We start from the raw sequence: 11995 nt of genomic DNA, 5'->3' as shown, positions 1-11995 counted from the left end.
CGGCCGACTGTTCACGGTCCTACTGGCGGGTCCATCTCTGGTTGGCCGCGCCGTTGCAGGTCCACAGGCCCACGAGCGTGCCGTTGGCGGTGGCGGCGCCGGTCACGTCCAGACACAAGCCGGACGCGACGCCCCTGATGGTGCCGTCCGCGTTGAGCGACCACTGCTGGTTCGTGCCACCGTGGCAGTCCCAGAGCACCGGCCTGGCCCCCGCGGCGGCGCCGACTGGCGCGTCGAGGCACTTGCCGAAGATCTGGATCGTGCTGCCGCTGACCGTCCAACGCTGGTTGGCGGCGCCGTTGCAGTCCCAGATGACCGGTTGGGTGCCGTTGGCGGTGGCGCTCCTCGGGTCGTCGAGGCACCGGCCGGATGCGGCGCTGACGAAGGTGTTACCGGTCGGCGCCACTCCGCCGCCGCTGACGCGGTAGACGACCGTGCCGTGTGCCGGCACGCTGGCCGCGATGGTTCCGGTGGTTGTGCTGGTCGCGTTCGTCCAGGCATCCCGCAGTGTGAACGAGGTGCCGGACTTACCGATCTGCGCCGCGGTGGTGGACACCGTGGTCGTGCTGGACCCCTGGTTGAACAGGGCCACGGCCACGTCCCCGTTGGCCAGCCGCTTGGCCAGCACCCGCCGGGTCCCGTCGTTGGACACCTGCACCGCCTGCAGCCCCAGACTGTCCTGGTTGATCTCGATCAGGTTCTGGTTGCGCAGGATCGTCAGCGTCGCCGCCGACGCGTTCCGCACGTCGTTGCCCGCGATCAACGGGGCCGCCATTATCGCCCAGAGCGCGAAATGGCTGCGCATCTCGGTGTCGGTCATCCCGCCGTTGCCGACCTCCATCATGTCGGGGTCGTTGAACCCACCCGGCCGTGCGTAGGAGGCCAGCGGCACGTTCACGTTCACAATGTTCTGGATGCCCATCGGGTACCCGTTGGTCTGCCCAGTGTTCCAGGCGTTCGTGATGTCCTCTGTGGTACGCCAGATGTTCGCTACGTCACCCCAGTTCCGCTGAGGCCCCGTCTTCTCGTGGATGCTGTTCGGGTTGATGCTGTACAGGATCGGCCGGCCGGTCGCCGCCAGCGCGTCCCGCATCTTGGCGAACGTCGCCACCTGATCGTTGATCGACCCGTTCGGCGAGCACCAGTCGTACTTCAGGTAGTCGACGCCCCACGCGGCGAACTGGCGGGCGTCCTGCACCTCGTGCCCCTGGCTGCCGGTCGCTCCCGGATACGAGTCGAAGTACTGCGCACACGTCTGATCGACCGGCACCTGGTAGATCCCGAACTTCAGATCCCGGGCGTGCAGGTAGTCTCCCAACGCCTTCATCCCGCTGGGAAACCGAGTGGGATCTCCCTGTAGGTTGCCGGCCGCATCGCGGTTCGGGTTGAACCAGCAGTCGTCCACGACCACATACTTGTAGCCCAGGTCCCGCATTCCGTTCGCCACGATCGCGTCCGCCATCTGCCGGATCAGCGTCTCGTTGATGTTGCAACCGAACGTGTTCCAGGTGTTCCAGCCCATCGGCGGCGTGCGCCCCACACCGTTCTCCAGGGCGATGGCCGGCTGCGGGGCAGCTACCTGCGTCGCCACTGCCGCTACCAGCACCGCGACGGCGAGTCCCATACTTCCTCGGCGCCGCGACCTCGACACATTGAACATTCAATGCCCCTTCCGTCGAGGGGTATGCTAGCCCGGTTCAATCGAAGGACTCAACTATCTCGATCTGATCGGTCGAGGTCAGGCACTGCCGCCCTGGACGATCTCGGTAGGGACCAGCGTGCCCGGCTGCCCGGTGGGACCGGTCCGAAGCTCGGCCTGGCAGCGCGCGATCAGCTCCGCGGCGATCTTCTCGACCGGGATGCGTACGCTCGTCAGGGTCGGCTCGGTGAGTAGCCCGACGGCACCGCCGTCGAACCCGGTGACGGCGATGTCGACGCCCACCCGCAGTCCGATCGAGTTGCAGACGTTGACTACCACCGCCGCCACCGCATCGCTGCTGGTCACGATCGCGGCAGGCCGATCGTCCCGGCTCAGCAGCTCGCGGACCTTGTCGCGAAGCTGGCTTCCGGAGCCGTGAAAGACCGCGTCGTCCGGGATGCGCAGCCCGTACTTGGCCAGGCCAAGCCTGAAACCTTCCAGCCGCTCCCGCTTCCAGTACTCAACACCGTCGGCGCCGACGTAGGCGTACTCCCGGTGCCCCGCGGCCATCAGGTATTCGACAAGCGCCGCCATTCCCGCCGCGTTGTCGACGTCGACCCACTGCTGAGGCAGGTCCGGCGCGAGCCGGCCGAACGACGCGAACGCCACACCGGAGCCCGCGAGAAGCCGCGCCCTCGGGTCGTCGACCCGGGACTCGGAGAGGACGAACGCGTCGACGGCACGGCGGGCGACCAGGTCGCGGAACACCTGGAGCGGGTCGTCGTCGTGGTGGGTGAACACGACGATGTGGTAGCCGTCATGCGCAGCCGCTTTGATCAGCGCCTGGAGGAAGCTCAGCGTGAAGCCTTTCACCACCTCCAGCTGCTCGCCGAACATGTGGTAGCCGATCTGCATGGTGCGGCGCGAACGCATGCTCTGCGCCGCGCGGCTCGGCCGGTACGACAGCGTCTCCATCGCCGCGGTGACGCGGGCATGGGTTTCATGGGAGAAGTAGGCCTTGCGGCCGTTCAGGACATTGGACACCGTCTGGCGGGACACGCCCGCGAGCCGCGCCACGTCGACGATGCTAGGCCGACGCGCCGACCGGCCTTCGGCACCGTCGACCGGAGGAGATCCCGGCAGGTCAACCTCTGACATCGGCCCTACCTCCGGCCTTTGCTGAGCCTGCCGGCCCACGCTTCGCTCGGGCGCCGCGGCGGCGCTCGCCCACGGTCATGCGAGACGATACCGAACTCGGCCACGCACCAGCCCATCCCGGTGGCCAGGAAGAGCCGGTGGAGGTCGTCGACCGTGCGAGGCGTCAAGCTTCGGGCGCCGTAGGCGGAGCCGTCGACCCCGGCGGCCGGCCGGCGTGCCGGAGCCGGCGGCTCACCTTGCTCACGAAAATGCCGGCCCAGATGGCGAGCACCGCCACGATGAGACCCCGGACGTAGTCCCGGTCGTGCAGTCCGGGGTTGATCGGTGCTGGCTGGGGTCGCCACAACAAGGGCACCCCGACCAGGATCAGCACGGCCGAGATGGCGAGGCCGGCGGCGACCCAGGCACGCCGGGCCGGGTCCGGTATGAGCCGGCCGAGCGCCAGCCCGGCGATGCCGACCGCGGGTGCGACGACGACGTCGTGCAGGATGGGTCCGGCCAGGAGCCAGGTCCAGGCGGCGGGCAGCTGCGGCCAGAGCAGCCAGCCGCCATATCCGACCAGGGCGGCGCCGCTGAGCACCAGCCCGGCTCGCACGGCCTTCACACCAGCACCTCCAGGCGGGTCACCCATTTGGTCTGGAGTACGCCAGGGCGGCTGGGGGCGATGATCCGGCACGGGTACCCGTGGTCGGGGCTGAGCGTCTGGCCGTTGACGCGTAGGGCCAGGAGGGTGAGCGGGTCGGTGGCGTGTGCGGACGGGAGCAGGCTGGTCGCGTACAGGCCGCTTCGTTCCAAAGAGGACACGCGCACGGCGCGGTCGGTGGGTGCCCCGACCGCGGCCAGAAGGTCTGTGACGCGTACCCCGGTCCAGCTCGCGCTCGCGCTCCAGCCCTCGACGCAGGCGATCGGCAGGGTAGCGGTGTGTTGCCGCAGCGCGGTGAGTTGGCTGAGGGTTAGGTGGGCGGTGCCGCCTGGCCAGGCGACGGCCAGTCGCCAGTCCGCCGGGACCCGGATGCCGGCCGCGGCGGCGGTGCGGTTGACCGGCAGACCTTGGGGGCCGCCGGGCGAGCGCCAGGCGAGCACGGACACCCGGCTCAGCCACGGCACGGCGTTGCCGGCGGTGGCCAGCACAACAGCGCCGGTGGACAGCCAGGCGATGCGGAGGAAGGCCCGTCGCCGCGGGTCGGGACGCTCGGCAAGACCCGCGCTGGCCGTCGAGAGCTTGACTCCGATGTGGACGACCAGCGCGCCAGCCGCGATCCAGCCCACGGCGTAGTGGGTTTCGACGAAGAAGAATCGCCATGGGTACGACTGGACGGCGTTGAACAGGCCGCTTGCCAGTTCGAAGAAGGCCGCGCACAGCAGTACCAGGATGGACAGCCGCTCGGCGGCGTGCGCCAGTGCGGCGGCGGGTGGCCGCAGCGGTGGCCGGATGAACAGGCGCGGGTAGACGCTCCAGAGTTTGGCCAGCAGCAGCGGGATGGCGGCGACGCCGGACAGTACGTGCGCGCTCTGGGTGATCCGGTAGAGGCTGACCGGCCGGGTCGGCCACGTGAACCAGCCCGGGGGGTGCTGGGCGGCGTGGCTGAGCAGGCCGGTGAGGAAGCAGACGGTGAACGCGACACCGAGCCACAGGCCGATCCGCGCCGAGACGGCCGGGGCGTGCGCGGGGGAGCGGAAGTCCTCCGGCCTGGGCGGGCGGAGTCTCATGGCCGTTCCAGCTCGGCGAACCAGCGCTCGTCCACGGTGAAGACGGCACGCACCCGCAGGCCCGCCAGAGCGGCCAGCCGGTCGGCGGCGTCCACTCCCACCCTTGCCCACCGGAATTCCGGGCCGCGGTCGGGCCGGGCCGCTCCGGGTTCGCGGGCCACGTGCGCCCGGCCGCGCCACAGGCCGGCACCGGGCGGGTCCAGTTCGACCAGTACAGTGCCGCCTGGGCGTAGCAGCTGTGCGCAGCGGTGCAGCAGGGTGACGGGGTCGCCGCCGATGCCGATGTTGCCGTCGACGAGCAGGACGTTGCTCCATCGGCCCTCGCCGGGCAGCGGGTCGAACACGTCGCGGCGTAGCGCGGTCGCGCCGCGCTGGCGGGTCAGCTGGACCGCCGCGGGTGAGGTGTCGATGCCGAAGCTGATCAGGCCGCGGGCGGCCAGCTCGGCCGCGACCCGGCCAGGTCCGCAGCCTACGTCGACCGCCGGACCGGTGCAGCGGTCGACGAGCGCCCGCACCGCGGGTTCGGCCGGCCCGTACCAGCGCCGCAGCGGCAGCCGGGTCCGCCGGCCGCCGGTCTCCACCAGCCAGTGGACCGTACCGCCTCCGGTGTAGGCGGTGTGGAAGCCTGCTGTCATCGGGCGACTCCCGCACTGAGTTCGGCCATGGTGGTGGCGAACCGGCCGCCGGGTGTGGCGGACGCGACGGCCAGCGCGTCGTCCCAGGTGTCCACATCGGACAGGGTTGGCGCATCGACGATATCCAGGCCGCCTGCGGCTAGTGCGCTGCGGGTCAGGCGGCCGGTCTGCGATGTGGACATCGGCACCGGGCGCAGCGCCGAGGCGTGAAGTGGATCGCGCAGGCCGAGCGCCCACCAGCCGCCGTCCGTGGCTGGACCGAGGACCGCGTCGGCGGCCTGTAGCCGGTCCAGTGAGGCCGCCAGCGTGGTGGGGCGCACCTGCGGGGTGTCCATGCCGATCTGCAGCACCGGCTGCCCGGGCGCGTGCGCGGCCGCGTCGGCGTGTGCGTGGGCGAGTCGGTCGGCGAACGTGGCACCGCGTTGCGGCACCACGTGCCAGCCGGCCAGGGCGGACCGGATCTCGTCGGAGCGTTCGGCGTCGGCCAGCCGGCCCGCGTACGCCAGGACCGGTGTGACGCCGGGCGTGGCGCGCACCGCGTCGAGGGTGTCCAGCAGTGCGGCCGCGGCGATGGCTGCCGCCTGCCGGAGCGTGGCCGGCGGGCACAGCCTGGTCTTGGCATGGCCGGGCACGGGCGCTTTGGCGACCACGAGGATGATCAACGCAGCACCCCCGCCATGTCACGGACCGCGCGCAGGGTGCCGCGTACCGACCCGGACACCTTTGACCGGGTGCCGGCGGCCCGCCGCCGGTACGCCACGTCGACCTCGACGATCCGCCAGCCGGCCGCGCCGGCCCGTAGCAACAGTTCCAGCGGGTATCCGAACGCCCGGTCGGCGACGCCGAGGTCGAGCAGCGCTTGACGCCGGGCGGCGCGGGCCGGTGCGATGTCGCGTACCGGTACGCCGCGGCGGCGCAGCAGTGCCGCGAGCAGGGTATTGCCCGCGCGCGCGTGCCAGGGCCACACCGCCGGCCCGGTGGGCACCCGGCGCCCCACTGCCAGGTCCGCGTGGCCAGCCGTGACGAGGGCTGCCAAGGGGGCGAGCTCGGCCGGATCGAGGGAGCCGTCGGCGTCCAGGAAACACACGACGTCGGCGGTAGCGGCGGACAGGCCCGTGTGTACGGCGGCGCCGTAGCCGCGCCTCGACTCGTGCACGACGGTGGCGCCGAGGTCGGCGGCGATGCGCGGTGACCCGTCGCTGGAGCCGTTGTCGACCACGATCGGCCGGAAGCCGGCGGGCATGCCCGCCAGTACTCCGGGCAGTGCCGCCGCCTCGTCCAGGCAGGGCAGAACCACGTCCACATAACCGTCCATAACCGCACCGTAGGTCGGCAGTGGACGGTCCGAGACGATCCAAGGGCTTACGGAATCCTTACGGGTCGAATGGATCTTACGAGTCGCTGACGGCCCGCGTGATGCGCGTGCGGAGCGCGCCATCGAGGCGTAGCGTCGGCCGCCATCATGGACAGGGGCAAGCGAGCGGATCTGATCGTGCTGGGCGTGGAGGCGGCGCTCGTCGCCGCGGCGGTCACGGTGGGCGCGGTGCTCAACGGGCGCGGTGTGCGGTTGTGGGCGGACGCGGCGCCGCTGTTCGCCCAATGGCGGCCGCACGCAGGTTGGGGCACGCCGGCGGCGCTGGCGGTCGCGGCCGCCGTCGTGTGGCGGGGCGTGGATCTCGCCCGCCGGACCTCCTGGGGCCGGCTGCTCGCGCTGGGGTATGTCGCCGCGGTCGCCTGGACGCTGTCGCTGGCGCTGATCGACGGCTGGTCCGGTGGCCTGGCTGAGCGGCTCACCCCGCAGGCCGAGTATCTGACCGAGGTGCCCCGCATCACGGACATCGGCGCGATGCTGTCCGGCTTCGCCGACCGGATCGTGGATTTCCGTGCCGGGTCGTGGTCTACGCACACCGCCGGGCATCCACCCGGTGCCCTGCTGGTCTTCGTCGCACTCGACCGCGTCGGTCTCGGTGGTGGTGGGCCGGCCGCGCTGGCGTGCGTGCTGGCCGGCGCCACGGTCGTGGTGTCGGTGCCGCTGGCGCTGCGTTCGCTGGGCGCCGAGGCGCAGGCCCGGGCAGCGCTGCCGTTTCTCGTGCTGCTTCCCGGCGCCGTCTGGCTCGGTGTGTCCGCCGACGCGGTCTTCGCGGGTGTGGTGGCGGCCGGGCTGGCGCTGCTGGCAGCGGGGCGGTGGTGGCTGGCACCGCTCGGCGGCCTGGTGCTGGGTTTCGCGCTGTACCTGTCGTATGGCTTCGTTCTCGTGGGACCGCTGGCGCTGGCGGTGCTGCTGTTGCGCGCACGGCATCGAGTCGCCGCGCTGGCCGGTGGGTTGGCCGGTGTCGCCGCGGTGGTCGTCGCGTTCACCGCCGCCGGCTTCTGGTGGCTGGACGGGTACCAACTGGTCGTCGAACGCTACTACCAGGGCTGGGCCGCGGACCGTCCGTACGCCTACTGGGTGTGGGCCAACCTGGCGGCGCTGGTGCTGTGCGCCGGCCCGGCCGTCGGGCCGGCGCTGCGCCGTACCTTCATGTCCGCCCGCCGTGGCCCGGCCTGGTGGTTACCGGCGGCTGCCGCGGCCGCCATCCTGGCCGCGGACCTGTCCGGCCTCAGCAAGGCGGAGGTGGAGCGGATCTGGCTGCCATTCGCCGTATGGTTGGTGGTCGCCATGGCCGCGCTACCCGAGCGGCACCGGCGCGGCTGGCTGGCCGCCCAGGCGGTGACCGCGCTCGCCGTCAACCATCTACTGTGGACGTGGTGGTGACTGCCGGTCGCCGCTGGCCGTGCCAGGCGGCGGGCTCGCGCAGCGGGTCGGTGGCGAACGCGGTGACCCCGTCGGTGAAGCCGACCCGGGCGCGGAAGCCCAGCAACTCGGCCGCACGTTCCGGCGAGGCCACCACGTGCCGCACGTCCGCGGCTCGGGCGCCACCGACGATGATCGGCTCCGGGCCGCCGAGCGCGGCCGCCAGCACGCGCGCCAGGTCGCCGACCGTGTGCGGCTCACCCGAGCACACGTTGAGCGCCGCGAAACCCTCCGGCGGGCGGGGTGCGGTCAACGCCAGCAGGTTGGCGCGCGCCACATCGGTAACGTGCACGAAGTCGCGGCGCTGCTCGCCGTCCTCCAGCACCCGCGGGGCGTGCCCGCGCGCCAGCGCGGACCGGAAGATCGACGCGACTCCGGCGTACGGGGTGTCGCGCGGCATCCGCGGCCCGTAAACGTTGTGGTACCTCAGCGCGTACACCTCGCCGCCGGCCTGCGTCGCCCACGCCTGCGCCAGGTGTTCCTGCGCCACCTTCGTGGCCGCGTAGATGCTGCGTGGCCGCAGGGGAGCGTCCTCCGGGACAAGGCCGGGCACGAGGGTCGCACCGCACCGTGGGCAGGTCGGATCGAACCGGCCGGCCGTGATGTCTTCGGCGCGGCGGGGCGCCGGCGGCACCACCGCGTGCTCCGGGCACGTGTACCGGCCCTCGCCGTAGACCACCATGGAGCTGGCCAGCACCAGCCGCCGTATGTTCGCGCCGTGCATGGCGGCGAGCAGCACCGCCGTGGCGTGGTCGTTGTGGGCGGCATACAGCGGCGCGTCCGACGGATCGACGCCGTGCCCGACCATCGCGGCCTGATGGCACACGGCGTCCACGCCGCGCAGAACCCCAGCCAGCAGGTCGGGGTCGCGGACGTCGCCGCGCACCATCTGATGCCGGCTGCTCCACTGCGGTGGCTGCCCGCCGTGCGCCTGTGGCAGCAGCGCGTCGAGCAGGATGACGTCGTGACCGGCCGCGACGAGCGCGTCGGCGACGTGTGAACCGATGAAGCCGGCGCCGCCGGTGATCAGAATTCGCACAGCGCCACGGTAAGCGCGGCATCGCCACGGGTGGTGATCACGTAAGGGTTCCGAAATAGATCATCAAGGCGGGACCGGCGTGCGGCGCCGGTAGCGTAGCCAGTGTGGGGCAGCGGATACTTGTGGTCGACGACGACCCGACGATCAGCGACGTGGTGTGCCGGTACCTGCGCCTGGCCGGCTTCGAGGTCGGCATGGCGGCCGACGGCGCCACCGCGCTCGCCGTCGTCGACCGCGATCCGCCCGACCTGGTCGTGCTCGACCTGATGCTGCCGGGCATCGACGGCCTCGAAGTGTGCCGTCGACTGCGGACCCGCCCGGACCAGATCCCGATCGTGATGCTCACCGCTCTCGGCGAGGAGTCGGACCGGGTGCTCGGCCTCGAACTCGGTGCCGACGACTACATGACCAAGCCGTTTTCGCCGCGGGAGCTCGTGCTGCGGGCGCAGTCCGTGCTACGCCGGGCCGGCACCGATACCGCCCCGGGCATCGCGGCCCGTCTGGTCGACGGCGATCTGGTCCTGGACGTCGGCCGCCGGGTCGCCTGGCTCCGCGGTGACGAGCTGACGTTGACGGTCCGGGAGTTCGACCTGCTCGCGTTCCTCATGCGCAATCCCTCGCGGGCCTTCCGCCGCGCCGAGCTGCTCGAACGGGTGTGGGGCTGGGACTTTGGTGACCAGTCCACGGTCACGGTTCACGTCCGGCGGTTGCGCGAGAAGCTCGAGGACGATCCGGCGGCGCCGCGGCGGGTCGTCACGGTGTGGGGCGTCGGCTACCGGTACGAGATGGCCTCGTGACGTGCGCGACCTGTTGCTGATCTTCTTGGCCGCGCTCGGTGGGGCGCTGGTCGTCGGCGCGCTGGGCGCCGCTGCGCTGCGCCTGCTGCGCGGGTCTTCGATCATGGCCCACATCTGGGTCCTGGTCGCGATCACGGTAGGCAGCGTGACCGCTGGCGTCGTCACCATCGCCGAGGCGATGTTCCTGTCGGCGCACGACCTGCAGGTCGTGCTGGTCACGGTGGCGGCTGCCACCGCTGTCAGCCTGGCGGTCGGGTGGTTCTTCGGCAGCCGGCTGGCCGCGGCCGCGGTCTGGGCCGAGCAGGCCCGGCAGCGGGAGCGGCAGCTGGAAAAGGGCCGCCGGGACCTCGTCGCTTGGGTCTCGCACGACCTGCGTACCCCGCTGGCTGGTCTACGGGCGATGGCCGAGGCGCTCGAGGACCGTGTGGTGGACGACCGGGCCACGGTGGCCGAGTACCACCGGCGGATCCGGACCGAAACTGACCGGATGACCCGCCTCGTCGACGACCTGTTCGAACTGTCCCGCATCAACGCCGGCGCGCTCAACCTCTCGATCTCCACGGTCCCGCTCGGCGAGGTCGTATCCGACGCTGTCGCCGCCACCGCCCCTATCGCCGACGCCCGGCGCATCCGCCTGATCACCGCCCACACGGGCTGGCCCACCGTCAACGCCAGCGAGCCGGAGCTCGCCCGCGTGGTGGCCAACCTGCTACTCAACGCGGTTCGCTACACGCCCGAGGACGGCACCGTCCGGATCAGTGGCGGCCGTGACCGCGATCGCGTCTGGCTGGAGGTCGCCGACACCTGCGGCGGCATCCCGGAAAGGGACCTGCCCCGCGTCTTCGACGTGGCGTTTCGCGGCGAACGGGCCCGCACCCCAGTCGCCGCGGGGCAGGCCGCTGTCGGCGGTCTCGGTCTGGCCATCGTGCGGGGACTCGTCGAGGCCCACGGCGGCCAGGTCAGCGTAAAGAACACCGACGGCGGATGCCGTTTCGTCGTCCAACTGCCTGCCGCCTGAGGCCAGCCGTCCGGCGGCGGTGTGCCCGGTGGATATTGTTTGAGGTCGATACATACACTTCCGGGGTGACGGGTGGTACCTGGGCAGTGCACCGGCGCGGGCGCCGGCGGGGCGAGCTGACGGTGGCGATGATCGCCGGGCTGGCGGGCGTCTCGCCGGCCACCGTGTCGAAGGTCTTGAACGGACACGCGGGCGTGGCGGTCAACACCCGACAGCGAGTGGAAGCCATGCTGCGCGAGCACGGCTACCGGCGGCCACAGGTGACCGAGCCCGCAGCCGCCATCGAGGTGGTGTCCTACGGGCTCGAGGGCGACCTCACGATCGAGATCGTCGCTGGCGCGGAGCGGGTGGCCCGCCAACACGACGTCGCGGTGGGGTTCACCAACGCCCTGAACCAGGCGCCCGTCACCCGCTCGTGGGCGGAGCAGTTGCTTGCCCGGCGGCCCCTTGGGGCGATCGTCGTGCACTCCCATTTCACCCCCGAGCAGCATGAGCAGCTGGCGGTCAGCGGTATCCCGGTGGTGGCGCTGGATCCCATGGGGGAGCCGGCTCACCCCACGCCGTCGGTGGGTGCGACGAACTGGAGCGGCGGTGTCACCGTCGCCCGGCACCTGCTCGAACTCGGTCACCGGCGCATCGGCGTGATCAGCGGGCCGAGCGACTTCATGTGCGCGCGGGCCCGGCTGGACGCGTGCCGAGCGGCGCTGGACACCGCCGGTGCGCCGCTGGACGAAAAGCTGGTGCGCTCGGGCCGCTTCCAGACCAACGACGGCCTGCGGTTGGCGGCGGAGCTGATAGACCTGACCGATCGCCCGAGCGCCATCGTCTGCGGCAACGACCTGCAGGCTCTGGGTGTGTACGAGGCCGCCCGTCAGGCGGGCCTGCGCATTCCGCAGGACCTCAGCGTGGTCGGCTTCGACGACATCAACCTGGCGCGCTGCTTTCCCCCGCCGCTGACCACCGTGCGGCAGCCGTTCGCCGATATGGGAGAGGCGGCCGCGCACATGCTGCTCTCCCTCGCCGCCGCCAAGATTCCTCTGCAGACCCGGGTCGAACTGGCGACGGCGCTCGTGGTCCGCCAGAGCACCGCACCGCCGCACCGATTCTGAAAGGGATGGAAACCTTTCGGACCGGCCGGGCCCGCAGCTTCCCGGCGGGCCTCCGTTTCGTGCTCGGGCGGCAGTAGCTCAGCTCGCTGACTGGGG

Annotated in this window: 12 protein-coding genes; 4 read left to right on the top strand and 8 right to left on the bottom strand. The window is 71.7% G+C overall.

What is annotated here, in order from left to right:
- Positions 1-19 precede the first annotated feature (19 nt).
- The 7 genes from V6V89_RS22530 to V6V89_RS22500 form a co-directional block, all read right to left on the bottom strand.
- Complete coding sequence (locus V6V89_RS22530) at positions 20-1624, bottom strand: glycoside hydrolase family 27 protein (RefSeq protein ID WP_334621216.1); 1605 nt, start codon at positions 1622-1624, stop codon at positions 20-22.
- A gap of 114 nt (positions 1625-1738) precedes the next feature.
- Positions 1739-2797 carry a LacI family DNA-binding transcriptional regulator gene (locus V6V89_RS22525; RefSeq protein ID WP_334621215.1) on the bottom strand — a complete coding sequence of 353 codons (1059 nt, stop codon included), beginning with the start codon at positions 2795-2797 and terminating at the stop codon, positions 1739-1741.
- 163 nt (positions 2798-2960) lie between these two features.
- A complete protein-coding gene (locus V6V89_RS22520; RefSeq protein WP_334621214.1) occupies positions 2961-3401 on the bottom strand; it encodes a hypothetical protein in 441 nt (146 codons plus the stop codon).
- Entirely contained in the window at positions 3398-4507 is a 1110-nt protein-coding gene (locus V6V89_RS22515) for a molybdopterin-dependent oxidoreductase (RefSeq protein WP_334621213.1), read from the bottom strand. Before V6V89_RS22515 ends, V6V89_RS22520 begins: the two co-directional genes overlap by 4 nt.
- Positions 4504-5142: a class I SAM-dependent methyltransferase gene (locus tag V6V89_RS22510; RefSeq protein WP_334621212.1), complete on the bottom strand. Its 639-nt coding sequence runs from the start codon at positions 5140-5142 to the stop codon at positions 4504-4506. Before V6V89_RS22510 ends, V6V89_RS22515 begins: the two co-directional genes overlap by 4 nt.
- Entirely contained in the window at positions 5139-5804 is a 666-nt protein-coding gene (locus tag V6V89_RS22505) for a TIGR04282 family arsenosugar biosynthesis glycosyltransferase (RefSeq protein WP_334621211.1), read from the bottom strand. Before V6V89_RS22505 ends, V6V89_RS22510 begins: the two co-directional genes overlap by 4 nt.
- Entirely contained in the window at positions 5801-6457 is a 657-nt protein-coding gene (locus V6V89_RS22500; protein ID WP_334621209.1) for a glycosyltransferase family 2 protein, read from the bottom strand. Before V6V89_RS22500 ends, V6V89_RS22505 begins: the two co-directional genes overlap by 4 nt.
- 147 nt (positions 6458-6604) lie before the next feature.
- Between V6V89_RS22500 and V6V89_RS22495 the strand changes: the two genes are divergently transcribed.
- Positions 6605-7897 carry a hypothetical protein gene (locus tag V6V89_RS22495; RefSeq protein ID WP_334621208.1) on the top strand — a complete coding sequence of 431 codons (1293 nt, stop codon included), beginning with the start codon at positions 6605-6607 and terminating at the stop codon, positions 7895-7897.
- Here V6V89_RS22495 and V6V89_RS22490 read toward each other — a convergent pair.
- Positions 7869-8975, bottom strand: a complete 1107-nt coding sequence (locus tag V6V89_RS22490) for an NAD-dependent epimerase/dehydratase family protein (protein ID WP_334621207.1) — start codon at positions 8973-8975, stop codon at positions 7869-7871. The two genes, V6V89_RS22495 and V6V89_RS22490, sit on opposite strands and share 29 nt — an antisense overlap.
- A 104-nt stretch (positions 8976-9079) precedes the next feature.
- On the opposite strand from V6V89_RS22490, the gene V6V89_RS22485 reads away from it, so the two are divergent.
- The 3 genes from V6V89_RS22485 (at position 9080) to V6V89_RS22475 (ending at position 11899) form a co-directional block, all read left to right on the top strand.
- A complete protein-coding gene (locus V6V89_RS22485; protein ID WP_334621206.1) occupies positions 9080-9772 on the top strand; it encodes a response regulator transcription factor in 693 nt (230 codons plus the stop codon).
- 1 nt (position 9773) lies between these two features.
- Positions 9774-10790 (top strand): sensor histidine kinase, encoded by a 1017-nt coding sequence (locus V6V89_RS22480; RefSeq protein WP_334621205.1) that lies wholly within the window; start codon positions 9774-9776, stop codon positions 10788-10790.
- Positions 10791-10855: 65 nt separating this feature from the next.
- Positions 10856-11899 (top strand): LacI family DNA-binding transcriptional regulator, encoded by a 1044-nt coding sequence (locus tag V6V89_RS22475; RefSeq protein ID WP_334621204.1) that lies wholly within the window; start codon positions 10856-10858, stop codon positions 11897-11899.
- The last annotated feature ends 96 nt before the right edge of the window (positions 11900-11995 follow it).

This window comes from Micromonospora sp. CPCC 206061, from assembly GCF_036906915.1.
Taxonomy (GTDB): Bacteria; Actinomycetota; Actinomycetes; order Mycobacteriales; family Micromonosporaceae; genus Phytohabitans.
Note: the sequence above shows the minus strand (reverse complement) of the source record. Positions and strands in the feature narration are given on the sequence as shown.

Coding starts and splice junctions, on each gene's coding strand:
- V6V89_RS22530 (WP_334621216.1), bottom strand. CDS start 1,624: ATGGGACTCGCCGTCGCGGTGCTGGTAGCGGCAGTGGCGACGCAGGTA.
- V6V89_RS22525 (WP_334621215.1), bottom strand. CDS start 2,797: ATGTCAGAGGTTGACCTGCCGGGATCTCCTCCGGTCGACGGTGCCGAA.
- V6V89_RS22515 (WP_334621213.1), bottom strand. CDS start 4,507: ATGAGACTCCGCCCGCCCAGGCCGGAGGACTTCCGCTCCCCCGCGCAC.
- V6V89_RS22510 (WP_334621212.1), bottom strand. CDS start 5,142: ATGACAGCAGGCTTCCACACCGCCTACACCGGAGGCGGTACGGTCCAC.
- V6V89_RS22500 (WP_334621209.1), bottom strand. CDS start 6,457: ATGGACGGTTATGTGGACGTGGTTCTGCCCTGCCTGGACGAGGCGGCG.
- V6V89_RS22495 (WP_334621208.1), top strand. CDS start 6,605: ATGGACAGGGGCAAGCGAGCGGATCTGATCGTGCTGGGCGTGGAGGCG.